This window comes from Kribbella sp. CA-245084 (genome assembly GCF_050942355.1).
Lineage (GTDB): Bacteria > Actinomycetota > Actinomycetes > Propionibacteriales > Kribbellaceae > Kribbella.
Window position 1 is genome coordinate 8,906,971 of the sequence record NZ_CP192053.1, and the last position, 23,481, is coordinate 8,930,451.

General features: G+C 67.0%; 18 protein-coding genes. 7 read left to right on the forward strand and 11 right to left on the reverse strand.

Annotated features, from left to right (window positions below; all coding sequences use genetic code 11):
- Window position 1: 1 nt before the first annotated feature.
- The 4 genes from ACQPYH_RS42835 to ACQPYH_RS42850 form a co-directional block, all read right to left on the reverse strand.
- Complete coding sequence (locus ACQPYH_RS42835) at window positions 2-874, reverse strand: GNAT family N-acetyltransferase (RefSeq protein WP_432883927.1); 873 nt, start codon at window positions 872-874, stop codon at window positions 2-4.
- Between the two features lie 13 nt (window positions 875-887).
- Window positions 888-1,706, reverse strand: a complete 819-nt coding sequence (locus tag ACQPYH_RS42840; RefSeq protein WP_432883930.1) for a class I SAM-dependent methyltransferase — start codon at window positions 1,704-1,706, stop codon at window positions 888-890.
- Window positions 1,707-1,967: 261 nt separating this feature from the next.
- On the reverse strand, window positions 1,968-2,528 hold the full coding sequence (locus ACQPYH_RS42845) for a cysteine dioxygenase (protein ID WP_432883933.1): 561 nt from the start codon (window positions 2,526-2,528) through the stop codon (window positions 1,968-1,970).
- Window positions 2,525-3,424, reverse strand: coding sequence for an amidohydrolase family protein (locus ACQPYH_RS42850; RefSeq protein ID WP_432883935.1), 900 nt, complete (start codon window positions 3,422-3,424; stop codon window positions 2,525-2,527). The genes ACQPYH_RS42845 and ACQPYH_RS42850 overlap by 4 nt, the downstream gene beginning before the upstream one ends.
- Before the next feature lie 116 nt (window positions 3,425-3,540).
- Here ACQPYH_RS42850 and ACQPYH_RS42855 point away from each other — a divergent pair, with 116 nt between their 5' ends.
- Window positions 3,541-4,551 (forward strand): LacI family DNA-binding transcriptional regulator, encoded by a 1,011-nt coding sequence (locus tag ACQPYH_RS42855; RefSeq protein ID WP_432883938.1) that lies wholly within the window; start codon window positions 3,541-3,543, stop codon window positions 4,549-4,551.
- Window positions 4,552-4,598: 47 nt separating this feature from the next.
- Here the strand turns inward: ACQPYH_RS42855 and ACQPYH_RS42860 are convergent, their stop codons facing one another.
- The gene (locus tag ACQPYH_RS42860; protein ID WP_432883941.1) at window positions 4,599-5,432 is read right to left on the reverse strand and encodes an SDR family NAD(P)-dependent oxidoreductase; all 834 of its coding nucleotides are present in this window, start codon (window positions 5,430-5,432) and stop codon (window positions 4,599-4,601) included.
- A gap of 61 nt (window positions 5,433-5,493) precedes the next feature.
- A complete protein-coding gene (locus tag ACQPYH_RS42865; RefSeq protein WP_432883944.1) occupies window positions 5,494-6,378 on the reverse strand; it encodes an SDR family NAD(P)-dependent oxidoreductase in 885 nt (294 codons plus the stop codon).
- 107 nt (window positions 6,379-6,485) lie between these two features.
- Here ACQPYH_RS42865 and ACQPYH_RS42870 point away from each other — a divergent pair, with 107 nt between their 5' ends.
- Window positions 6,486-7,028, forward strand: a complete 543-nt coding sequence (locus ACQPYH_RS42870) for a helix-turn-helix transcriptional regulator (RefSeq protein ID WP_432883946.1) — start codon at window positions 6,486-6,488, stop codon at window positions 7,026-7,028.
- Window positions 7,029-7,074: 46 nt separating this feature from the next.
- Here the strand turns inward: ACQPYH_RS42870 and ACQPYH_RS42875 are convergent, their stop codons facing one another.
- Window positions 7,075-9,999, reverse strand: a complete 2,925-nt coding sequence (locus tag ACQPYH_RS42875; protein ID WP_432883948.1) for a M36 family metallopeptidase — start codon at window positions 9,997-9,999, stop codon at window positions 7,075-7,077.
- Between the two features lie 209 nt (window positions 10,000-10,208).
- Window positions 10,209-11,417 (reverse strand): S53 family peptidase, encoded by a 1,209-nt coding sequence (locus tag ACQPYH_RS42880; protein WP_432883951.1) that lies wholly within the window; start codon window positions 11,415-11,417, stop codon window positions 10,209-10,211.
- Window positions 11,418-11,746: 329 nt separating this feature from the next.
- Here ACQPYH_RS42880 and ACQPYH_RS42885 point away from each other — a divergent pair, with 329 nt between their 5' ends.
- The 5 genes from ACQPYH_RS42885 to ACQPYH_RS42905 are packed head-to-tail and all read left to right on the forward strand — an operon-like array spanning window position 11,747 to window position 17,813.
- Entirely contained in the window at window positions 11,747-13,045 is a 1,299-nt protein-coding gene (locus ACQPYH_RS42885) for an ABC transporter substrate-binding protein (protein ID WP_432883953.1), read from the forward strand.
- A gap of 8 nt (window positions 13,046-13,053) precedes the next feature.
- On the forward strand, window positions 13,054-13,920 hold the full coding sequence (locus ACQPYH_RS42890) for a carbohydrate ABC transporter permease (protein WP_432883956.1): 867 nt from the start codon (window positions 13,054-13,056) through the stop codon (window positions 13,918-13,920).
- On the forward strand, window positions 13,905-14,729 hold the full coding sequence (locus ACQPYH_RS42895) for a carbohydrate ABC transporter permease (RefSeq protein WP_432883959.1): 825 nt from the start codon (window positions 13,905-13,907) through the stop codon (window positions 14,727-14,729). The genes ACQPYH_RS42890 and ACQPYH_RS42895 overlap by 16 nt, the downstream gene beginning before the upstream one ends.
- On the forward strand, window positions 14,726-15,355 hold the full coding sequence (locus ACQPYH_RS42900) for a hypothetical protein (protein ID WP_432883961.1): 630 nt from the start codon (window positions 14,726-14,728) through the stop codon (window positions 15,353-15,355). Before ACQPYH_RS42895 ends, ACQPYH_RS42900 begins: the two co-directional genes overlap by 4 nt.
- A complete protein-coding gene (locus ACQPYH_RS42905; protein ID WP_432883964.1) occupies window positions 15,339-17,813 on the forward strand; it encodes a GH116 family glycosyl-hydrolase in 2,475 nt (824 codons plus the stop codon). Before ACQPYH_RS42900 ends, ACQPYH_RS42905 begins: the two co-directional genes overlap by 17 nt.
- A gap of 115 nt (window positions 17,814-17,928) precedes the next feature.
- On the opposite strand, the gene ACQPYH_RS42910 is transcribed toward ACQPYH_RS42905, so the two are convergent.
- From ACQPYH_RS42910 to exaC, 3 genes are all read right to left on the reverse strand, one after another.
- The gene (locus tag ACQPYH_RS42910; protein ID WP_432883966.1) at window positions 17,929-21,378 is read right to left on the reverse strand and encodes an alpha-N-acetylglucosaminidase TIM-barrel domain-containing protein; all 3,450 of its coding nucleotides are present in this window, start codon (window positions 21,376-21,378) and stop codon (window positions 17,929-17,931) included.
- Between the two features lie 150 nt (window positions 21,379-21,528).
- Window positions 21,529-21,909, reverse strand: a complete 381-nt coding sequence (locus ACQPYH_RS42915) for a DUF779 domain-containing protein (protein ID WP_432883968.1) — start codon at window positions 21,907-21,909, stop codon at window positions 21,529-21,531.
- Between the two features lie 2 nt (window positions 21,910-21,911).
- The gene (gene exaC / locus ACQPYH_RS42920) at window positions 21,912-23,435 is read right to left on the reverse strand and encodes an acetaldehyde dehydrogenase ExaC (protein WP_432883971.1); all 1,524 of its coding nucleotides are present in this window, start codon (window positions 23,433-23,435) and stop codon (window positions 21,912-21,914) included.
- Window positions 23,436-23,481: the final 46 nt, after the last annotated feature.

Sequence of the window (23,481 nt, forward strand, 5' to 3'; positions counted from 1 at the left end):
CTCAGAGGGGTTTCTCGAACCAGTGATGCGCGTAGGGCTCGGTGTTGAATGCCGGCACCTCCTTGAAGCCTGAGGAGCGGTAGAGGGCGATCGCCTCCTTCAGGTTGTGGTTGGTCTCGAGTCGTACGGCGGTGGCGTCGTGGGCGGCCGCCGTACGCTCGAGCTCCGCCAGCAGCCGGCGGCCCAGCCCGAGCCCGCGCGCATCCGGTGAGACCCACATCCGTTTGATCTCGGCCGGTTCGGAGCCGTGCAGTTTGAGCGCACCGCAGCCGACCGGCTCCGAACGCAACGTTGCCACGAGCAACAACCCGGCGGGGAGCGTCAGCTCGGCGTGATCCGCCGAGATGCTCCGCGCCGGGTCGAACCCGGCCTCGAACCTGCGCCCGAGCTCCTCGAAGTACGCGTTCAGGCAGTACTGCGCGATCGGCAACCGCGGATCGACTATCTCGACCCGGACCATCGACGCAGTGAGCAACCTGGTGACCTCGTCCATCGCCGCCGTCAATCGGGCCCGCTGCCGCTCGTCGAGCGGTTCGAGGATCGAGGCCGCCAAGTCATCCGACCGCGCATCGAGCACGCGCCGCTCGGCGAGCCCCTTCTTCGTCAGCCTCGCCATCCGCACCCGCGCATCCGCCGCACTCGGCTCGACCTGCACCAGCCCAGCGCTCGTCAACGAGCGCAGCAGCCGGCTCATATACCCGGAGTCGAGATCAAGCCGAGCGCGCAACGTCCGCACGTCACACCCGTCCGCTCCGATCTCCCACAACACCCGGTCCTCCCCCAGCGGACGACCGCGCGCCAAATAGTCCTCCTGCAACGCCCCCACCCGCTGCGTCACCATCCGATTGAACCGCCGCACCTCCACAACACCCATCCTCTGACCTTAGTCAGAGATCTGCCCGCTGGCCTACTCCGAACAGCAAAGAACTCGACTGGACCATCTCCGGATACCTGTCCGCGAGCCGCGCGCACTCGAGCGCCGTACGCAGCGGATCCGGCTCCTGGAGACTGTCGGGGAGCGGACGGTCGCCGTAGTGTGCGTCGATCATCACGGTCAGCCAGCCGCCCGGTCCGGTGAGGCCGTGGATCATCACGCCGCGCAGGCCGGCGTGGGTGAGCTCGGCCCGCAGCTGGGCGACGGTGTGGTACGTCGTGTGCGCCATCCGATCGTTGCGCGGGCTGTACCCGTCGCGCAGGATGTCCGTCACCACGGCCTGCCGTTCGATCAACGTGTTGGCCAGGGCCGACCCGATCAGATTGGCGGCCCGGTTGATCGCAACCACCGCAACGAACCCGCCGAGCTTCGTCACCCGGATCGCCTCACGCAGCGCGAGCTGGCGTTCGGCCGGCTCCCGCAGGTGATACATCGGCCCGGCCACGAACGCGGCGTCGAACTCCTCGTCCTCCCACGGCAGCCGCCGCGCATCGCCTTGTACTGCGCTGATTCCGGCGTCGGTCGCCTGTTGGACGTGGCGCTCGACCGGGTCGAGCAGCTCCACGTCGTACCCGCGGCGTTTCATCCAGCTCGCATGCACGCCAGGCCCGCCGCCGATGTCCGCGACTGCTGCGGGAGGTGGTGGCAGGTACCTGTTCAGCAGGTCCTGTACCCGGGCCAGCTCCAACCGCCCTTTGACAGTCGACCCCAGCCGGCTCGCTTCGTCGTACCGCTCGGTGTAGTGCTCCTCGAGCTCCAAGTGCATCGTCATGACACCCGAGTCTGAACACAAAACCCACCCCCAGGCAGGCCAGATCCCGGGGCAGACCCATCTGCCCCGAGATGCCCCAAAGAGATCGAGAGGCGACGCGCACACCCGTCGGCCCGCGTCATCCACAACCCCGCCGAGTCGTGGCGAATGATTCCGACCCCGAACGCCGAGTCGTGGATCGCGGCAGATTTTCTGAACCACTCTCCACGACTCGGCGAACTGGCCCGGAGCCGGTTGCCACGACTCGGCGAGCGTTGTCGCTCAGTCGATGGGGCGGAGTTCGTCGGCGTAGGAGACGGAGACTCGGCGGAGGACGCCTTCTTTGACGGAGTACTGGCCCATGCGCCACAGGGGTGGGCTGTAGGCGTGGACGGTGACGCTGCCTTTGTCGAGGCCGGTGAGGCGGTGGATGTGGTCGGGGCCGAAGCCGTAGACGTCGCCGGCCTCGACCTCGGTCTCGACCGACTCGACGCCGATGGCGAGGTTGTGCTCGACGAGCTTGCCGCGGGCGACCGCGACCGCGCCGGAGGAGACGTCGTGGTCGTGCCAGCCGGTGTCGTTGACCGGGGTCCAGCAGATCAGCCAGACGTCGACGTTCGCGTCGCGGTGCAGGGAGGCGAAGACCCGCTCCTCGTCGGAGTACGCGACCTGGTCCTCCCACAGGTGCGGCTGCGCGGCGATCGACGCGGCCAGCTCCGACAGTTCGTCAGGACTCAGGTCCCGGCCCGGAAGGTCATCCAGCGACAGACAGTTGTTGAGCTCCACGAGCCGGCTGGCCTGGCGAGCTGGGACGTTCGGTACGTCGATCGGCTGGGCAGTCACTGCACTCCCCTCTCAGGAGTAGTACCGGCGCCGAACAGGAGCCGGTGTGGATTGTCGTGGCGGATCACCGCGGTCGCGGCGTCGCCCTGGCGGAGGTCGGTGGTCCCGGCGTACGGCCGGTCGGTGCCGTGCACGACCTGGTCGATGCCGAGGATCCGCGCGACCGCGTCGATCCCCTGCGGGCCGTAGCTCGAGGTGTCGACGTACAGATTGGGGTCGATGGTGCCGAGCCGCCCGCCGCGGGCGGCCAGCCGCTCGTGGTGCACCGGCGCGAGTCCGGCCGCGGCGGCGAAGCACAACCGCAGGCGCGGGTACGTGCGCCGTCCGCCGAACACATGCCACGCCCACCAGGCCGCTTGCAGCTGAGTGGTGTAGTCGACGACCGGCGCCCACCAGCACGGCGCTTCGTTCGAGCTGGCCGAGCCGGGGTGGACGAGGATCGGCTTGTTCGACCGCTCCAGGGTCCGCAGCAACTCGCCCAGCGCTTCCCAGGACGAGGGTGAGCTGAGCACATGTGCTGGCAGCTGCAAGCCGAGAAATCCCTTGCTCAGAAGGGATTCCAGCTGCTCGACCTCAGGATTGAGGAGATCGACGGATGCCCAGGCCTTGAACGGCTCTGGGAAGAGCGAGGCGCCTTCATGCCAACCATTGAGTAGTTCGGCATCCCCGAGTTCCTCGACGCCCAGCGGGCTCGAGAGCGACACCACGGCGAGCGTCGTACCGGCGTCCTGCTCCAGCGCTACCCGCTTGCCGAGCTCGTGCGCCGCGGGATCCACGTCGTACGGCGCCTCGGTCGCGGTGTGCAGCGTCCAGCCGTCGAGGTACGGCGGCTCGCGGCGCGCCCGGAGCCGGTCGACGAACGCTTCCGGCCACAGGTGCTGGTGGACGTCGATCATCGGCTCCCCCTCTCCGGAGTTTGATCAGATTGAAGCGCTTCAGGATGCTTAGAGTGAAGCGCTTCAAAGAGGTGCTTGTCAAGTTTTTGTCCGAGGGGCGGGCTAGGGTCGTGGGCATGTCCGGAACCGGCCGGAGGCCAACCCTCAAGGACATCGCCGCCGAGACCGGGCTCTCGATGGCCGCTGTGTCGTACGCGCTGCGCGGTCTGCACGGCACGCCCGAGACCCGGCAGCGGGTCCAGGACGCGGCCGACCGCCTCGGATACCAAGCCGATCCGGTTGCCCGCGCGCTCGCCTCGGGCCGCAGCGGTTCCATCGGCGTGCTGTGCGCGTCCCTCGAGGACCTCTGGCAGCAACGCGTCGCAGCCGCGCTGGGCCGAGAGCTGCTCGCCCCGGACCGCAACGCCTGGATCATCGACTCGGCCGGCGACGCCGACCGGCAGCTCGAGCTCGCCCAGCACCTGGTCGACCATCGCGCTGACGCGATCGTCGTGATCCCGATCGACCCGGCTGCCAAAGGCTGGGCCGAGATCGCCAAGCAGGCGCCGGTGATCGCGATCGGCGACGCCCTGCCCGGCGCGAAGGCGAAGTCCGAGGTGATCTTCGACAACGAAACCGGCGTCAGTACGGCGCTGCGCCGGCTCGCGGACGCCGGTCACCGCCGCGTCGCCGTGCTCAGCCCGACCCGACCCTTCGAGGTCGAGCGCCCCGCCGAGGAGCTCGCCCAGCGGGTGGCGGCCGACCTCGGACTGGAGATCCGCCTGCTGCAGTGCCCGCACGACCTGGCCGGCGCGACCGACGTCGCGCGGACGCTGCTGACCAGCACGACCCGCCCGACCGGCATCCTCGCGCTCGCCGACTCGATGGCCTTCGGCGTGTACGCCGCCAGCCGCGAGCTCGGCCTGCGCATCCCGGACGACCTGTCCCTGCTCGGCTACGACGACCAGCCGATGTCCCAACTGCTCACGCCGCCCCTGTCGACGTTCCACTGGCCCCTCGACGACCTGGTCACCCACGTCGTCACCCGCGTCACATCCGCCGTCGACACCAACCGCCGCGTCCGCCGCACCACCCTCACACCAACCCTGATAGAACGCGGCTCGGTAGCCGCCCCACCCTCCACCTAGGCGAGCCGACCCCCGAAGTCTGACGATTTCCACACACCGAAACTAGACTAATCCACTACACTTACTATCCGTTGTCCACCATGCGGGCGGAGCTGCTCGGTTGCGGTCCAGACCTCGCGGGCCAGGGATTCGTCGTACGAGATGGTGGATGAACGGACCTTCGTGAAGCGGTCGTAGTAGCCGGTTGGTTGGGTGTTGCTGGTGGCTAGCTGGACCAGGGGTTCGGCGCCGCGGCGGGCGGGGAGGGCGAAGGCTGAGATTGCGGCGACTTGGAGGCGTGGGAACTGGCGGCCGAGGTCTGTCCGCACGACGCCTGGATGTACGGCGACCACACCCCACTTCGGGCGGCGCCGTTGCAGTTCGTAGCTGAACAGCAGGTTGGCCAGCTTGCTCCGGCTGTAGGTGAGGAAGGGATCGAACGATTCCGCTCCGTCCGCCAATCGCGCGGAATCGAGCCGCACGACCCCGCCGCGCATCGGCGACCGGTGGCCCTCGGAGTTCACGTTCACGACTCGACCGCCGGGTGGGATCAGCGGCGCCAGCAACGCGACCGTCGACCACGGAGCCAGATGGTGTACGGCGAGGTTCAGTTCGATCCCTTCCGCGGTCACCTGTCGGGTCGGCGTCATCACGCCCGCGTTGTTGATCAGTACGTCGATCCGCTCGGCCCGGTCCGCGATCTCGGCCGCGACCTGCTCGACGCCGGATCGCACCGACACGTCCGCTGCGACAACCGTTGCGTTCGGCAACTGCTTGGCCAGCGCGGCCGCACGCTCCGGATCACGTCCGACGAGGAACAGCCGATGCCCACCCGCGGTGAGCTGCTCGGCCGCGCGGCGTCCGAGGCCTGAGGTAGCGCCGATCAGAACGATCGTGCTCATCGCCCAGTTCCGGTCGCGTGTCGACTCCGATGGTCCGCGGCCAGACCTGGCGCGTTATCTCTCACGGCTTGATGCCGTTCAGGCCGACGGCTCCGCTGAGGACGCGATCTCTTAATCCTGCTGGGAGTTTCGGGAGGATTGCGCCCAGTGTGCGGGCCTCCGCGACGGCGTACCGGCGACGTGGGTGGCGGGCCTCCACGGCACGAACGATGACCTTGGCGACCTTGTCTACCGGACCCGGTTTGAACCGGCTCATCGCCTTCTCGTAGGCGGCCAGGTGCTCTGCGTACAAGTCGACCCGGTCATGATCAGCCTGCTGCAGCGCGACATCCGCTGCTGCGCCGGCCCGGGTGAAGATCTCTGTCTGCGTTGTCCCGGGCTCGATCACCACCACCGGGATCTTCCAGGCTGCCAGCTCCAGTCGGAGCGCGTTCGACAGGGCCTCCAAACCGGCCTTGCTCGCCGAGAGCGCGCCCAGCAACGGCATCGCCACCCGGCCCGTCGCCGCACTCACGTTGACGATCCGCCCAGCAACCCGACCCCCAGGACCGCTCGCAGAGCTGGTCGCAGAGCCGGCCGCGGCTGAGCCTGCTCTCAGCAGCGGGAGGAATTCACGGATCACCGAGGCCGGGCCGAGCGTGTTCACCTCCAGCTGTCGGCGCCACTCATCGGCGGGCACCAGCTCGAGCGGACCCTGGACGATCACGCCGGCGTTGTTGATCACTGCCCACAGCCCGTCGACCTCCCCCGCGACGCGCTTGGCCGCCGCCGCGACACTCGATGGATCCGCCACATCCAACGGCACCACCCGGACCCCCGGCTCGAATGCAGCCGGCCCGCGCGCTCCGGCGTACACGATGAAGCCGCGGCTCTGTAGCAGCCGGACCGTCGCCGTGCCGATGCCGCCGGTTGATCCGGTGACGAGAACTGCCCGTGCCTCACTCATATGAACTCCTCGCAGATGTTCTCATGGACATGTCCCTAGGGACATGTTCGAGCATGCACATGTCCCACCGGACATGTCAAGATGGCGGTACAGCGAAGGAGGTGGACATGTCATTGCGGCACGGGTTGCTCGGGCTGCTCGCCGAAGGGCCGGCCAGTGGGTACGACCTGGCCAGACGGTTCACCGAGGTGCTCGGATCGATCTGGCCGGCGCAGCACCCGAAGATCTACGCCGAGCTGAACAAGCTCGCTGCCGAGGGTCTGGTCGAGGTCGAGAGCGAAGGACCGCGGCGGCGAAAGGCCTACCGGATCACGGATGCCGGGACCACTGAAGTGAAGCGCTGGCTGACCGAGGTCGACGTCGACCACACGATGCGGCTGCAGCCGCTGCTGCGCTCACTGTTCTTCTGGATGATGGACACCGACGAACTGCAGCGCCACCTCGAGGCCGAGGCGACCTACTATCGCGAGCTCGCCGACCAGTACCGCGACTACGCGGCCCGCAAGGACCGCGGCGAATTCGGGTACAGCGAGCAGACCCAGTCGATGCGCGTCACGATCGAAGCCGGCATCCGGTTGTACTCCGCCCTCGCCGACTGGGCCGAGTGGGCGCAGACCGTCCCGCCGGCCAAACCCGGCAAACACAAGTGAAGGCCGGCCGAGCAAAGAGCTCGGCCGGCCTTCACGCAGTACTGCGTTACTTCTTGCCGAAGACCTGGATCTCGGTCATGTCGGTGAACTGGCAGCCACCGAACGCGCCGTCCGGGCAGTTCGTCTTGAAGTCCGGAACCTGCGGGCTCGTCATCACGAACCGGACGTACTGGACGCCGGTCGCGTTGCCGGTCGGGGCGACCAGGTTGTACTTGCCCCGGTTCGTGGCGTCGAAGGTGCCCGACGCCGCGACCGCCCAGGTGGTGCCATCGGCCGAGGTCTCCACCCGGTAGCCACCGGTCGAAGCGCTGCCCGGGTCACCACAGGTGTTGGACGGGTCGATGTTGAACCCGCTGACGTTGACCTTCGCCGGCAGCTTGATGTCGACGTGCTTCTCGATCATCGTGTTGGTCGGCGTGCCGTTGTCGTCGCCGGTCGTGCTGCCCCAGCCGGTGCCCTGGGCGTTGTCGATCGCGAACGCCGGGCCGCACTGCGGCGTGAAGTCCGGACCGTTGAAGTCGGTTACCGTGCCACCGCCGGAGGAGGCGGCCCAGTTACGACGTGGCGCGAAGTTCGCCTTGGCGCCGGGCTTGACCATGGCCGGCTGCACCAGCAGCTCGTACCCCGGTGCGGACATCACGAGCTTCGGGTACGTACCCGGTGCCACGCCGGTGATGGCGTAGTTGCCGTTGGCATCGGTCGTGCCGGCGTAGTCACCGGCGTACCCGGAGGAGTGGCCGCCGACGTAGACCAGCGCGCCGGCCACCGGAGCACCGGTGTCCTTGTCCTTCACCGTGCCGGTCAGGGTCGTGGTCGCACCCGTCGGCGGCTTGTGGAAGTCCTCGGCCGGGAAGCTGTCGCCGCCGTCGATGACACCGGCGTACCAGCCCATGCCGCGGTTGGCGAAGACGGTCCAGATCGTGTCGGCGTTCTTGCCGCCGCTGGCGACCAGGTCGGCCTGGACGATCGCGTTGCGCATGTCGAGCATCGTCGGGTCGGCCGGCGACAGCTCCATCGCGCGGGTGATGATGCTCATCGCGTAGCTCCGGCCGAAGCGCTCACGCAGGTCCCACAGGGTCTGCGCCCACACCTCACCGGAGGCGTGCACCTCGGGCGTACCGCCGATGGTCGGGAAGTCGGCGTAGGTGTAGCCGCCCTTCGAACCGTCGGGCTGGATGCAGTTCGGGCTGACCGCCTTCACGCGGCAGTCGATCGCCTGCGTACGGAACAGCTCGCCGTGCGAGACGTACCGGCCCTCGAGGACCTCGCCGGGAGCGGTGGTGTCCTTCTCAAGGCCGTGCGAGACCAGGTAGTCCATCGCGTAGAAGTCGCTCCAGGCCTCGCCCATCGAGCCGGCCTGGATGCTGTTCAGCGTGGAGTTCCCGGTGGCGTCGACGACCAGGCGGTTCGACAGACCGTGGGTGTACTCGTGGTACAGGATGCTGGCGTCGTTCGCGCCGCTCGACGGAACGTAGCCCTCCTGCTCGTCGGTCGTCCCCGGGAAGTGCCACAGGTACATCTGCATGGTCGGCGACTGGCCGTCCGGCGGGGTCGACATGTTCGCGTTGTCGATGTGGTTGGCGTCCGGGCCGCCGTTAGCGGCGGTGGCCGCGCCGTCCAGCGCGTTCAGCATCACCGGGTCGCCGCCCGCGGCGTCGAACGAGCCGGCCGCCGGGGTGAAGCTGATCGGCGGCTTCGCCAGCCAGTCGTGGAAGTTGCTGGCCAGGTAGAACGCGTTGGTGACGTCCTGGTTCATGTTGGTCTTCCAGGAGTCCGGCTTCGCCGGGTCCCAGGTGCAGATGAACGCGGCCGAGCAGAACGACGAGGCGTTCTGGAAGGTCGTCAGCTTGTACTCCGAGCCGGTCTTGGTGCCGGGCACCTTGACCGTCTCACCCGGGTTCGGGGCGTTGTCGTCGTTGACGTCGGCGAAGGCCGAGACCGACGTACCGTCGAGGAGGGTTTTCGCGTTCTTCGGCAGCCACTTGTTGTAGATCAGGTTCTCGGTGCGCTGCGTACCGCCCTTGGCCGCGCCCGGGTAGTAGTCCTGCACGAGCGCGTCGCCGTTGCCCTCGCTGACCAGGTCCTTGCGGTAGAGCGTGGCACCGGTCTGGGCGTCGACGACATGGCTGTAGATGTTCTGGCCGCCGGAGTTGGTGTAGGTCAGCCAACCCTTCTGCAGCCCGTCGGCGGTGTGGAACCACACCTGCTTGGCGGTGTCGCCGTTGCTCCACTTGGTGTTCACGCCGGACGTGGTCGCGGACGCGGACTTCGCCGTACCGCCGACGTCCTTGATCGCGGCGCTGCGGGCGCCGGCCGCGGAGACCTTCGGCGCAGCCTCGGCGGAGCGCGCCTGGGCGGCCGTGGTAAGGCCGGACACGGGCGAGCCCATCACGGAGATGAGCTGGCCGTTCTTGGTGACGTTGGACTTCAGGCCGTTGCCGAAGACCTCGACGCCGTCGACCACCTGGGTCCAGAAGATGTGGTGGGTACCGAGGTCGTCGACGTAGTCCTTGCGCAGCTTCAGCGTGCCGAGGTCCGCGTCGGAGAGCTTGAAGATCTCCGGGTGGGCCTTCACGTAGCCAAGGGTGACGTCGGTGGCCTTCTTGGCGCTCTTGCCGGTCAGGAAGCCGTTCAGCTTGGTGACCTGGGCCGGGGTGCCGGTGTTCGGGTCGACCTGCACGACGCCTTGGCTGCCGAGCGATTCGCGGTACTTCTTCGACGCGGCCGTCTCCTTGCCCTGCACCTTGGCGGTGCGGGCGTAGGTGGTCTTGGCGTTCGGCGTCCGGGCGTCGTAGTTGCCCTTACGCTCCTTGCCCGACGTCTGCTTGTCGGCCTGGGCAGGCTTCTTCGCGTCGGCGCCACCGGGCTTCTGCGCGGCGTCCGCGCCACCGGCGGTCATGGCCAGCACGACGGCAGCCGCGGAGACGGCCGAGACTGCCAGGAGCCCCCGCCCTCTGCGTGATGTTGTCACAGAAAATCTCCATGGAGTTCGTATTAGCGGATCGCCCTCCACGACCCGTCCCGGGGGCTGACCTTAAGCCTGCCGGAGCGTCCGGGGAAGAGAAATCCCCGGAATGTCGTGGAGTTGAGGGTTGTCCTTCGTGCTCGGAACAGTACTAGGAGCGACCGGACAATGGTTGCATGCAGCCACAGTCCGGTCGCCCAGAGTGTTACGGCGTGTCAGAAAGCGCCGGCGCCGTTCGGAGTACCGAGGCCGGTCGGGCCGTCCCAACCGGTACGGGCGTTGCACCACTGGGTCGTGGGGCACGAACCGTTGCTGCCGCTGGTCACATCGAACAGCGAGCCCGGGTGGGCGTACGGGAACGCGTTCGCGTAGCCGCTGGTGTTGCCGGACAGCGCGTAGACCGCGGCAATGATCGGCGCGGCCTCACTCGTCCCGCCGAACTGCGCCCAGGTCGACGCGGTCTTGCTGGTCGGGTAGTAGATCGCCATGCCGCCCTTGCCCGGGTCGGCCGCGGCGGAGACGTCCGCCATGGCACGCTTCGAGCAGCCGGTGCTGAACGACGCTGCGCCCGGCAATGCGGTGTTGTACGTCGAGCAGCCCGAGCCCGCACCGCTCCACACGCTCTCGCTCCAGCCCCGAGAGTTGCTGGCGGCAACCAACGACGTACCGCCGACGGCCGTCGTGTACGACGAGGACGCCGGGTAGCTGCCGCCCTGGTAGCCGTCGTCACCGGTGGATGCGGTGACTGCGATACCCGGGTGGTTGTAGTACGCGCCATAGGTGGCATCGGAGGCGTCGCCGCCGCCGTAGCTGTTCGAGATCGCCACCACACCGGCCTGCTTGGCGGCGGTCTGGACCGCAGTACCGAGGTCGGCGAAGCTGGCGGAGTTGGCCTGTACGACGACGATCTTCGCGTCCGGCGCTGCCGCGGAGACCGCGTCGACGTCGAGCGCCTGCTCGCCGGCCCAGCCCGCATTGAACCGCGGCAGCGACGTGCCGCCGGTCTGGTTGATGACCTTCAGGCAGCCGTTGGCCGTCGTACACGCGGACAGGCCGAACTGGGAGCGGTAGACGCCGAGGTCACGCTCCAGGTTCGGGTAGCCGTAGGCGTCGACGATAGCGACCGTGCGACCGCCTGCGCTCAGGCCGTTGAGCTTGTACGCGTCACGCAGACCGGTTGGGGTCAGGCCGGTCGCCGGCGGCGCGCTGGCCGCCGGTGCGAACCCGTCCGGGTTCACCAGTTTCACTGCGTTGCAGCTTGCGGTGTGCTTGACCTTGGCGGTCGAACACACGCGGGCGGCATGCTTCCCGGCGGTGTAGGGGGTCGCCGCGTCGGCTCCCGATGCGGATAGTGCTTGGACGGTCAGTCCCGCGACGGCCAGTGCGCCGACGCCCAGGGCGGACACGAGAATCCGTTGCCTCAACTGGACTCCTCGAGTTGGGCAGGCCTCCGCTCACGAGCCCAATCGGCCGGGGCGGAGGCCAGCATTAATGGGGGGTGTTCGCATCGTCCGTCGGCCGGGTGAGCGGATGCCAGCGATCGGACCACTGACAAATGTCATGGGTGAACCCATGACACCCGCACCGATCGGACCAGAATTTCCGCGTGATCGCGGGCTTACGCAGGGTGCGCACGGCGATGAAGGTTTCCCCCTGAGTTTCCCGGGTCCCGCATCTTGACACGGTTTGGACAGCCGGGGCTATGCTGCCGGGAACCTTCGAGAAATCGATTTCCCTGCCTGGAGGACCGGTCATGGATCAGCCCCTGTTGAGTCGGCGGAACTTCCTCCAGGTGACGGGCGGTACGGCGCTTGCCGCTGCGCTCGCCGCCTGCGGTGGCGGGGGTGGAAGCGGCGGCGGCTCGTCGTCCAAGGAGCTCTCGTTCGTGTACATGGGCACGGCCGAGCAACAGGCGACGTGGAACAAGCTGTTCGCGAAGTTCACCGAGCAGCACCCGGAGATCAAGCTCAAGGCAGAGGGCATCCCACTGTCGAACTGGGGCGACTTCTTCAACAAGCTGTCCACCCGGATCGCCGGCGGTCAGGTGCCGGACGTGATCCAGATCGCGACCGAGGGCCAGCGGCTGTTCGCCTCCAAGGGTCTGCTCGCGCCGCTCGACGACTACATCGCCAAGGACAAGTCGACGATCGACGAGTACTACGGCGACATGGATCCGAACCTGGTCGAGTGGGACAAGAAGTACGCGTCGACCGACGGCAAGACGTACTACCTGCCGGGCGAGTTCAACACGATGTGCATGTGGTACTCGAAGGACCTGTTCGCGAAGGCCGGCGTACCGGAGCCGACGCCGAAGTGGACGTGGGACGACTTCCGGCACGCGTGCGAGCAGATCAAGGCCAAGACCGGCGCGTTCGGGTACGCCGCGGGTCCGGAGTACTTCGCCGCGATCATGCCGTGGCTGTTGACGAACGGGACCAGCAGCTTCAGCGACGACTGGTCGAAGCCGACGTACGACGACCCTCGCGTCATCGAGGCCGCTGACTTCAACCGGAAGCTGGTGGCGGACAAGCTGTCGCCGCCGCCCGGCGGCACGTTCGACGCGACCACCGCGGCGGCGCAGGGCAAGCTGGCGATGTTCGGCGGCGGGCGCTGGCCGATCATCAGCATCCGGAACCTGAAGGCGACCGCGAAGATGGGGATCGTGCCGTGGCCGGTGAAGGCCGGACAGGGCTCGCCGGTCGGCTGGAACGGGTACCCGATCCTGAAGGCGTCGAAGAAGAAGGACGACGCCTGGACGTTCATCAAGTTCCTGATCTCCAAGGAAGGCTCGTCGTTCTTCGCCCAGCTCGGCGGGACGATCGTGCCGGCCCGCAAGTCGGTCGCGAACAGCCAGTCGTTCCTCGAGGACGCGCCGAAGGGCACGGAGTACCTGTACCAGGCGCTGTCCTACGCGACGCCGATCCCGTCGCCGGACAAGGGCGCCGCCGTACAGAAGGCGATCGAGGACGGCTGGAAGCAGGTCCTCACCGGCAATGCCTCGTCGTCCGACGCGCTCGGCAAGGCACAGACCGCGCTGGAGGGATTGGTCTGAAACCCCCCTTGAAACCGAACCGCCGGGACTGGCTGCCGGGCTACCTGTTCATCAGCCCTGCCGTCCTGCTCTTCGTCGTCTTCGTCGCCCTGCCGCTGGTCGCGGCGTTCGGGCTGAGCCTGTTCCACTGGGATCTGCTGAGTACGCCGGAATTCGCCGGGCTGGACAACTTCAAGCAGTTGGTCACCGACGGTGCGACGATCCGCGCGGTGGTCAACACCTTCGTCTTTGCGCTGGCCTCGGTGGTGACGCACATCGGCCTGGGCATGCTGCTTGCGCTCGGCGTGCATCGCACGATGACGCGCGGGACGAAGTACTTCGTGCGGACCGCGTACTTCTTTCCGTTTCTGGTGTCGTGGGCCGCGGTCGCGCTGATCTGGAAGTACGTTCTGGATCCGGCCTTCGGGCTGGCGAACTACTACCTCTCGACGACGACGAACTGGTTGGCATCGCCAACGTGGGCACTACCAACGCTGATCGTCGTCGACTGGTGGCACACGATCGGGTACACGTTCATCATCCTCCTCGCCGGTTTGCAAACGGTGCCTGCGCAGTTGCTCGAGGCAGCGCGTGTTGATGGCGCGAACGCGTGGTGGCGGTTCTGGAGCGTGACGTTGCCGGTGATGTCGCCGACGATCTTCTTCGCCACGGTGATCACGTTCATCGGCGCGTTCCAGATCTTCGACCCGATGGTGATCATGACGCAGGGCGGTCCGGACGGCGCGACCCGCAGCATCGTGCAGTACACGTACGAGAAGGGCTTCCAGTCCTTCGAGGTCGGGTACGCCGCTGCACTGTCGCTCGTGCTGTTCGTGGTGATCATGGTCGTGACCGGGCTGCAGTTCCGGCTGAGCCGACGGTGGGTGCATCAGTGAAGGGCAAGCTGCTCGACCTCATCCTGGTGCTCGGCGGGCTGCTGATGATCGCGCCGTTGGTCTGGTTGATCGTGACCGCGTTGTCGCAGCCGATCAATGCATTTCAGTTGCCGCCGCAGTGGATCCCGCGGCCGCCGACGCTGCAGAACTTCCAGCAGGTGCCGGATCTGATCCCGTTCGCCCAGATGGCCTGGAACAGTTTGCAGATCGCGGTGCTGACGACGGCGGGTGCGTTGCTCACCAGCGCGTTGGCGGCGTACGCGTTCAATCGGTTGCGGTTTCCGGGGCGCGATCAGATCTTCTCGGTGCTGCTCGCGGCACTCGTCGTACCTGTGCAGCTGACCGTGGTGCCGATCTTCATCATGATGCGCTGGCTGCATCTGGTGGACACGACGGTGGCGATCTGGCTGCCGGCGTTGGTGAACGTGTTCGGGATCTTCTTCCTGCGGCAGTACATCTCCTCGATCCCGCGGGAGCTGGACGAGGCCGCGATCATGGACGGCGCCGGCCACTTCTGGATCCTGTTCCGGGTGATCCTGCCGCTCGCGCGACCCGGCCTGACCGCGCTGGGCATCTTCGTCTTCGAGGCGTCGTGGAACAACTTCTTCTGGCCGTACATCTTCCTGTCGTCCCCGGAGAAGATGACGCTGCCTGTCGGGCTGGTGTCACTGCAGGGCGCCATGGGAGGCGGTCCGGCCGTGGTCCTGTTCGCCGCGATCACGCTGGTCGTCCTGCCGATCCTCGTGCTCTTCTTGATCTTCCAGCGCTCGTTCATCGCCTCCATCGCGTCGACAGGTATCCGCGCATGACCTATCTACCCAACGCGTTCAAGGCTTTGTGGCACGAGCTCCCGGTCCTGGCTGCCGCGGGTGTCCTGGTGTGCGCGGCCTCTGGTCTCGTCGTCCTCGTCAGCCCCGGCCTGTCCCCGATCAGCCTCCTGCTGGGCGCTGTCTTCGTCGGACCGACGTGGGCAGCCGTGACTGCCACGACCGACTCCATCGTCCGCGACTCTGGCGGCGGCGTGCTGTTGCTACTCCGGAACGCCAAGCGCCAGGCTCTCGCCGGGCTCGAGGTCGCCTGCGTGCCGGCCGTCGTCACCGCGCTCGCGCTGCTCAACTGGCAGGTGTACTCCGGCCCGCTGTTCGCGGTGCCGCTCGCAGTCAGCTGTTGTGCGGGTGTCTTGCTGCTGCTCGCCTCCTGCTATGCCTTCAGCCTGCGGGTGACCGCCGGTCTGCGCGGCAAGACGCTCTGGATAGCTGCATTGCAACTAGTTGCACGTGCACCACTAGTGCCCCTCGGCGTACTAGCGCTCGCCTTCGTGGCTCTGTTACTAGGCACGTCTGTAACTGCCTCGCTGCTTCTGCTCGCCCCCGGCCCGGTGGCGTTGTTCGCCTCTGCTGGTACATGGACGGAGAAACATGCACTACACCGGTGACAACCTTCGACACTTCGCTCTGCCGCTCGGCGGGCTCGGCACTGGCACGGTCGCGCTGGCCAGCAACGGTGCGCTGCGCCAGTGGCAACTGCACAACATCGGCAACCACGAGGGGCATGTGCCGGACAGCTTCTTCGCCCTTCGTCTCTCGCAGGTCGAGCCGCCGCTGGATGAGGTTCGTCTGCTGCAGGGGCCACCGCTGGAGCCGACTGATACTCCGCTGGTGACTGACGACGTGGTGCCGGCTGGTGAGAGGCGACTGCAGGAAGTCATTCGGCCGATCGGTCCGACCAGGGTGACTGCGACGTACCCCCAGGCACGTGTGGACTACGAGGCTGATCTGCCGGTTGACGTCAGCCTGTTGGTGTTCAACCCACTGGTGTCGAGTGATGCGGAGGCGAGCTCGCAGCCGGTGGTGGCGTTCACGTTCACGTTGCACAACCCGGGTGAGTTCGCACTGCACGGGAAGCTGGCCGGTGCGTTGCAGAACTCGGTCGGCTGGGACGGCGTCACCCCCATCGACGGCACCACGTGCAGCCTGTACGGCGGCAACACCAACCGCGTCCGACGAGCAGCCGGCTGGACGCAACTCGTCCTCGAGAACACTGCCTTGCCCATCGACCATCCCGGTTCTGGGCAACTGGTGCTCTGCGCCGATGCAGCTGATTCGCTCGTTCACCCGCAGTGGTCCCGCCCGGAAGAATTCGTTGCCTTCCTCAACGGTCCGGTCACCCCGGCCAGCGGGCCCAGCGCCGCCGGCTCGACCTGGAACGGGGGCCTGGCGGTGCCGTTCAACCTCGAGCCCGGTGAGACCAAGCAGGTACGGTTCCTGATCGCGTGGCACTTCCCGAACCGATACGTCGACTTCAACCAGTTCGGCCCGCACCCGGAGTACGGCCACAGCCGCTTCTGGCTCGGCAACGCGTACACCCGTCGTACGCCGGACGCCGTCGCCGCGGCCGAGTCCTTCATCTCCCAGTGGTCCGAGCAGGAAGCGCTGACCACTGCGTGGGCTGAGGCGTTCGAGTCGAGCAGTCTGCCCGGTGAGGCGGGTTCACGGCTCGCTGCGCTCGTTGCCGACGTACGGAGCCCGACCGTGTTCCAGACCGCTGACGGCGACGTACTGGGGTTCGAGGGCGTGCTCGGTGCGTCCACGGGGATGTGGGGCGGTCGGTACGGCGGCTCGTGTCCGCTCAACTGCACGCACGTGTGGAACTACGAGCAGACGCTCTCCCGCCTCTTCCCGTCGCTCGAGCGGAACATGCGGGACACGGAGTACGACGTGATGCAGGCGCCGGAGGGGTACATCCCGCACCGCGTCCGCGCACCGCTCTACATGAAGCAGCTGTGGGACGTGGTGATCGGCGGCCCGGAGGAGCCCGCACTGGACGGGATGCTCGGCAGTGTGCTGAAGACGTACCGCGAGGTGCGCCAAGGCGCCGGTCTGGACTGGCTGGGTCGACGCTGGCCTCAGGTGGTCCGGCTGCTCGACCACATCCACGAGAAGTGGCTGCAGGACGGCGTACTGCGTGGCATCCAGCCCAGCACGCACGACATCGACCTGTGTGGCGTCAACTCGTTCATGGGCACGCTGTGGTTGGCGGCGTTGCGTGCTGCTGAGGAGATGGCGCTGCTGCTCGGTGAGGACGGTACGGCGTACCGGAAGCTGTTCGAGGCCGGCAGCAAGGCGTACGACGAACTGCTGTTCACAGGCGAGTACTACCGGCAGATCCTCGGGCCGGACGAGACCAGGGACTTCCAGTGGGGCGATGGCTGCCTCGCGGACCAGCTGATCGGGCAGTGGTGGGCGCATCAGCTCGAGCTCGGCTACATCCTTCCGGCCGACCACGTGCGGACCGCGCTGCGCAACGTAGTACGCCATAACCTGCGGACCGGGTTCCACGACTTCGACCACCCGTACCGCGTCTTCGCAGACGCCGACGACACCGGGCTCCTCATGTGCACCTGGCCCCACGGCGGGCGGCCCGACGTACCCACCCGGTACTGCGACGAGGTGTGGACGGGATCGGAGTACCAAGTAGCCGCCCACTGCCTGTACGAAGGCCTCACCGACGAAGGCATGTCGATCCTGAACGGCCTCTGGACCCGGTACGACGGCACCCGCCGCAACCCGTTCAACCCGATCGAATGCGGCGACCACTACATCCGCAACGCCGCCGGCTGGTCCGTCCTGGAAGCCCTAACCGGCTATCACCACAACGCCCTCACCAAATCCATCACCTTCGCCCCACTCCCCCTAGCCCGCTCAGCCGACACCTGGCACTTCCCCTTCACCACCAACACCGGCTGGGCCACCGCCACCCACACCCCCAACACCCTCACCCTCACCTGCAAAGCCGGCCACCTGGACCTCGAGTCCGTCGAGGTAGACGGCACCACCCACGCCATCACCGCCCCGATCCACCCGGGAAACCCGTTAGTCATCCCAACCATCTGACGGAGGTTGCCGGGGGCATCGATGGCGGGTATGTAACCGCTAGCGGGTTGTAACCTGCCAGCAGTCAGGTAGAGCGTCAGTGACTCATCCCAGGCCGGACGCTGCGCCCGTGACGCTACCCAGCCGCCCCTGTGACGGTTACTTCGGTTAGGTGGAAGGTGTTGTTGGCGGAGTTGGAGATGCCTTCTACTCGGATGTAGCGGGTGGTGGTTTCGGTGTGGAAGGTGTCGCCGGGGTCGGTTACTGGGGTGGTGCCCTGGCGGCCGCCTAAGAGGTACCAGTGGGTGGCGTCTTGGCTGCCTAGGAGGCGGTAGTTGTAGTAGCGGGTGCCGTCTACGTAGTTGCGGATGTTGACGGACGAGACGAGGGATGGTGCGCCCAGGTCCACCTGCCACCACGTCGGGCCCAGTGGGCCTCCCCAGTAGGGGTTGTTCGAGCGGCTGCCGTCGTTGGCTGCGGTGGCGGGGTGGCCGGCTTCCGCGCCTAGGGCGGTGACTGGCTTGCCGACGCTCAGTACGGCGTCGGCGGACGTGTCGCGCGGTGCGTACGGCGCGAGCGTGAAACCGTGGAACGTCGCGACTCCCGTGACCCCGGTGTGCGTGTTCACAGCGCTCATGAACACACCGACGTCCTGGACCGCCGCAGCGCCCGGCACCACAGCCGACCCGGCGACTGTCCAGTTCACTCCGTCCTGACTGCAGGCGCCGCTGAGCCGCCCATCGGACCGGGCAATCCGCACGTACACAGGCTCAGTGAACCCATCCGCCGCCGTGTAGGTGTCCAGCGTCCCGTCACCGTCAGAGTCCCAACTGAACAGACACCCATGCTGCGGAGTGACCGCAATGTTCGCGTAGCCGACCGGAGCAGCTGCCGACAGGTCGTTGCCGACCAACAGCCCCGCCCGGCCGTACGGCGCGGTCGCGTCCTGCGAGGTGACCTCACTGGTCACCGCCTGCCCCTCGCCGAGCACCTGCGAGCGATACACGGTGCCGTGCTCATCCGTGCCCTTCCACATGTCGTCGCCGCCACCGGCGATCCCCACGTCGTCGCCCGACACAGCAAACGACGCATCGTTCGTCGACATCGTCTGCCACGGCGTACTGACGTCACCGCTGACCAACAACCGAGTACTGGCAGACTCCGAAGCGGACGACCACCTCGCAGTGGCGGTCAACGTTGGCACGTCCAACGGATGTGCAACAGCAGGGACAGTGACCGAATAAGCGACACTGAACGTCCCACCAGGCGCAACCTGAGCGGCCACGGTCGGCCCGACCGGCTTCACGTTGTACGCCGGCGGAGCGCTCAGCCCCACCCGCACCGCACGCGCCGCCCGGAGCGTGTTCGTGTTGGTGTACGTCGCCGTGACCCGCACCGTCGCACCAGCCCGGACCCCGCGCACCGCCGGCTCGACCCGCACCGCCCCGGTCGGAATCGCCGCGATCTGCGACGCCAATTGATAAGCGTCGCCCCGCCCCTTCACCGGGTACGGCGTATCCGTGTGCGCCCGCTGCTCCGCATAAGCCTTCCAGTCGGTCGGCACAACCGACTGCCCCGTAGACAGCGCCTTGTCGAGCGAAGCGAAGTAGGTCCGCCACCGACCGCCGTAGTAGTCGCCGACCAGCCCGTTCCACTCCCGCCGGGCATAGTCCTGCAGAGTCGCTGCACCAGTCCAGTCCGTCAACAACGTGCGCACGTCGTACCGCAACGCCGCAGCCTCTTCCGGCGAAGCAGCCTGCGCCGTAGCGCCCGCCAGCCACGACCCGAGCAGGAAGTTGTCGTCAGTACCAAGCAGATCGTCGAGCTGATCCACCCGCCGCGACCAGTCCGCAGTGAGCTTCCGGAACGCAGTCAGGTCACCAGAGTGGTACGCCGTCGCAATCCGCGGCAGCAACGTCCGGCTGTCATTAGCAACCACCTGCCGCGCAACGTCCACCAGGTCATAGCGGTACGCCGTACTCCGCCGCAGCGCAGGCTGCACCGCGAGCAGTTCACCGAGCGCCTGACGGAACACCTCCGGGTCATACGGGATCGCCGTACCGCTGACGCCCAGACTGGGCTCGTAGTCGAACAGCCCGGTCGGGTGCTTGCTGTCCGCCTCGGCCGGCCAGCTGTAGACAGTGCTCCCGAGGATCCGCCACGCAGCGATCGCATGCGGGTCAGCAGCGCCGTACCGGCTCGTGGCGTAGTCGGCGAACCACTGCTGCAGGTCTACCGGCTGGCTCTGCCAGGCCAGGTCGGTGAAGAACGCCACCGCGGCCGGGTTGTTGTCGATCGCCTCCGGCATCAGCGCGATACCGTTCAGCGCAGTACCCGGTTTGTCCAACCAGGCATGGAACTTCTGGTTCCACAACGCCAGGCTCGCGCCGAGGTTCGAGTGCCCGCCGAAGTTCCAGATCGTCCCGAACGCGTACGGCGTACCCAGGAAGTCCTTGTCCCGGTCGGTGATGTTCGGCGCCTCGGAGATGCCGTCGACGACCAGCATCTTGGACCGGTCGATCGACTGCAGCGTGGCCGGCAGCGGGTTCTTCTGCCACCCTAGAATCGTCCAGATCGCACCCGGATGCGCAGTCTCCAATGCAGCCTGCACCGCGCGAGAAGCGTCCGGAACACTGACGTCCCCAGCCGTACCGCCCTCATGCAGCAGGTCCATCTTGTACATCGTGCTGTCACCGAAGAGCGAGGTCTGCACCCGATAGAACTCGGCTGCGACCTGTGCGAACACCGGATTGGTCGGGTCGAGCCAGTCCGGCCGGGCCAGGCCGTCCCACTTACCCTGCGGCACAGTCTTCGCACCAGGGTTCCGGCTGGTGAAGCCGGACGGCACAGTGCCGAAGTACCCGGGCAGGACTGGCACCATGCCCAGCTCGCGCAGGTGATCGGCCATCTGCTGTCCGAGTACGACGCGCCGGTCGATCAGCTGCTGCGAGATCGGACTGCCGAGACAGCACTCGTTCTGCAGCAGCCACCACGCCTGGTGCGCCGGCTGCGGGATCCACGCGCGCAGCTCGTCGGCGGAGTACCCGAACTTCTGGAAGGCCTGTTCGTACACGGCCTCCTGCCCCTCGTACACCAGCACCTGGTTGATGCCGTGCAGCGCCAGTACGTCGATGCGCCGCTGCCACTGCGTCCAGTTGAGGTACGGGCCGGCGTACCCCTCGTTGGTGTCGTTGAGCGCGAACCGGTTGTCGACGGAGGCACGCTGCTCGACCGGCTGCGTCGGCAGCGGCAGCCGCGCCGGCAGGTTGAGCTGCTCGCCCTCCAGTTCGATGTCGGCATGTACGACGTGGCGCAAGTACCAGCCGAAGCCGGTCAGCTGTACGGCCGGAGTGGTCCCGGCGATCACCAGCCGGCGGCCGACCGCGAACACCCGGAAGTAGTCCTTTCCGGTACCGCGGTCGAGCGTCTGCAGCGTGACCTGGTCGGCGTACTGCCGTCCGACCAGCCGAACCAGCGCATCACGCGCAGGCGAAGGAACAGCTACAGAAGCGTGGGCGACGGGTGTGATCGCAAGAGGAATGAAGACGAGAAGAGCAGTCAGGGCTGCGCGAAAGGAAGGTCTCATGGCGGGTCACCTCGGGCGAAGGGCAACGCACTTAAGAACGGATCATTCCGAAAGAAGTTTCCGGATGAGCCTTCCCTCTTCGGCAAGATCTGTCAACCACAACAAGAGTGCCGCCCGTCCGGCAACGCCACCGGACGGTCGGCACTCGCTTCAGAGGAGTCCGAGCGCTGCGGACTCCTGGTCGGTGAAGAGACGGGAACGGATCAGGAAGCGGACGCCCTCCGGGGCCTCGACCGAGAAGCCGCTGCCGCGTCCCTTGACCACGTCGACGGTGAGTTGGGTGTGCTTCCAGTACTCGTACTGGTTCGCGGACATCCAGAAGCCGATCGGTTTGTCCAAACCGTCGACGACAAGATCGCCGAGATGCACGTCCGCCGACCCCGTTCGAAATTCCCCGTCCGGGTAGCACATCGGCGAACTGCCGTCGCAGCAGCCACCGGACTGGTGGAACATCAGCGGACCGTGCATCTCGGTGAGACGGCGGAGCCAGTCCGCCGCCTCGTCCGAGAGCAACACCTTGTCGACCTGCATGATCAGAAGAACCCCGCCCGTTGCGTGCTGTAGCTGACCAGCAGGTTCTTCGTCTGCTGGTAGTGGTCGAGCATCATCTTGTGGTTCTCCCGGCCGATGCCGGAGTTCTTGTAACCGCCGAAGGCCGCGTGCGCCGGGTAGGTGTGGTACGAGTTGGTCCAGACCCGGCCGGCCTGGATCTCCCGCCCGGCCCGGTACGCCGTGTTGATGTCGCGCGACCAGACGCCCGCGCCCAGACCGTAGAGCGTGTCGTTCGCGATCTTCATGGCGTCGGCGTAGTCGTCGAACTTGGTCACCGAGACGACCGGCCCGAAGATCTCCTCCTGGAAGATCCGCATCTTGTTGTCGCCCTCGAAGATCGTCGGCTGGATGTAGTACCCGCCGGCCAGCTCGCCGTCGAGCTCCGCGCGAGCCCCTCCGGTGAGCACCTTCGCGCCCTCGGCCTGACCGATATCGATGTAGGCGAGGATCTTCTCGTACTGGTCGTTGCTGGCCTGCGCGCCCATCATCGTCTCGGTGTCGAGCGGGTTGCCCAGCTTGATCGCCTTGGTCCGCGCGGTCGCATCGCCGAGGAAGTCGTCGTAGATCGACGCCTGGATCAGCGCCCGGGACGGACAGGTGCAGACCTCGCCCTGGTTCAGCGCGAACATCGTGAAACCCTCGAGCGCCTTGTCGTAGAAGTCGTCCTTCGAGGACGCGACGTCGGCGAAGAACACGTTCGGGCTCTTGCCGCCGAGCTCCAGCGTGACCGGGATGATGTTCTCCGAGGCGTACTGCATGATCAGCCGGCCGGTCGTGGTCTCACCGGTGAACGCGACCTTCGCAACTCTGTTGCTCGAGGCAAGCGGTTTGCCGGCCTCGACGCCGAACCCGTTGACGATGTTCAGTACGCCGGGCGGCAGCAGGTCCTCGATCAGCTCCATGAACACATGGATCGACGCCGGCGTCTGCTCGGCCGGCTTCAGTACGACGGTGTTACCTGCCGCCAGCGCGGGCGCCAGCTTCCAGGTCGCCATCAGGATCGGGAAGTTCCACGGGATGATCTGCGCGACCACGCCGAGCGGCTCGTGGAAGTGGTAGGCGATCGTGTCGTCGTCGATCACCGACACGGAGCCTTCCTGGGCCCGGAGCGCGCCCGCGAAGTACCGGAAGTGGTCGATCACCAGCGGCATGTCCGCGCCGAGCGTCTCGCGCACGGCCTTGCCGTTGTCCCAGGACTCGGCGACCGCGAGCAGCTCGAGGTTGGCCTCGACCCGGTCGGCGATCTTGTTCAGGATGTTCGCCCGTTCGGCCGGTGAGGTGCGGCCCCAGGCGGGCGCGGCACCATGGGCGGCGTCGAGGGCACGCTCGACGTCGTCCGCCGTACCGCGCGCGATCTCGGTGAAGTTCTCTCCGTTGACCGGAGACGGGTTCTCGAAGTACTGGCCTTTCGACGGCGGTACCCACTCGCCGCCGATGTAGTGCTCGTAGCGCGATTTGTAAGTGACTGGGCTGCCATCCTGGCCGGGAGCTGCGAAGATCGTCATAGGTCCTCCTTGGAAACCCGACGTTGGGACCGACACTAGGCAGCGG

What these genes read in the sequence shown, in the direction of transcription:
- ACQPYH_RS42835 (WP_432883927.1), bottom strand. Translation starts at nt 874, where the DNA reads ATGGGTGTTGTGGAGGTGCGGCGGTTCAATCGGATGGTGACGCAGCGG.
- ACQPYH_RS42840 (WP_432883930.1), bottom strand. Translation starts at nt 1,706, where the DNA reads ATGACGATGCACTTGGAGCTCGAGGAGCACTACACCGAGCGGTACGAC.
- ACQPYH_RS42850 (WP_432883935.1), bottom strand. Translation starts at nt 3,424, where the DNA reads ATGATCGACGTCCACCAGCACCTGTGGCCGGAAGCGTTCGTCGACCGG.
- ACQPYH_RS42855 (WP_432883938.1), top strand. Translation starts at nt 3,541, where the DNA reads ATGTCCGGAACCGGCCGGAGGCCAACCCTCAAGGACATCGCCGCCGAG.
- ACQPYH_RS42860 (WP_432883941.1), bottom strand. Translation starts at nt 5,432, where the DNA reads ATGAGCACGATCGTTCTGATCGGCGCTACCTCAGGCCTCGGACGCCGC.
- ACQPYH_RS42865 (WP_432883944.1), bottom strand. Translation starts at nt 6,378, where the DNA reads ATGAGTGAGGCACGGGCAGTTCTCGTCACCGGATCAACCGGCGGCATC.
- ACQPYH_RS42870 (WP_432883946.1), top strand. Translation starts at nt 6,486, where the DNA reads ATGTCATTGCGGCACGGGTTGCTCGGGCTGCTCGCCGAAGGGCCGGCC.
- ACQPYH_RS42885 (WP_432883953.1), top strand. Translation starts at nt 11,747, where the DNA reads ATGGATCAGCCCCTGTTGAGTCGGCGGAACTTCCTCCAGGTGACGGGC.
- ACQPYH_RS42900 (WP_432883961.1), top strand. Translation starts at nt 14,726, where the DNA reads ATGACCTATCTACCCAACGCGTTCAAGGCTTTGTGGCACGAGCTCCCG.
- ACQPYH_RS42905 (WP_432883964.1), top strand. Translation starts at nt 15,339, where the DNA reads ATGCACTACACCGGTGACAACCTTCGACACTTCGCTCTGCCGCTCGGC.
- ACQPYH_RS42910 (WP_432883966.1), bottom strand. Translation starts at nt 21,378, where the DNA reads ATGAGACCTTCCTTTCGCGCAGCCCTGACTGCTCTTCTCGTCTTCATT.
- ACQPYH_RS42915 (WP_432883968.1), bottom strand. Translation starts at nt 21,909, where the DNA reads ATGCAGGTCGACAAGGTGTTGCTCTCGGACGAGGCGGCGGACTGGCTC.
- exaC (WP_432883971.1), bottom strand. Translation starts at nt 23,435, where the DNA reads ATGACGATCTTCGCAGCTCCCGGCCAGGATGGCAGCCCAGTCACTTAC.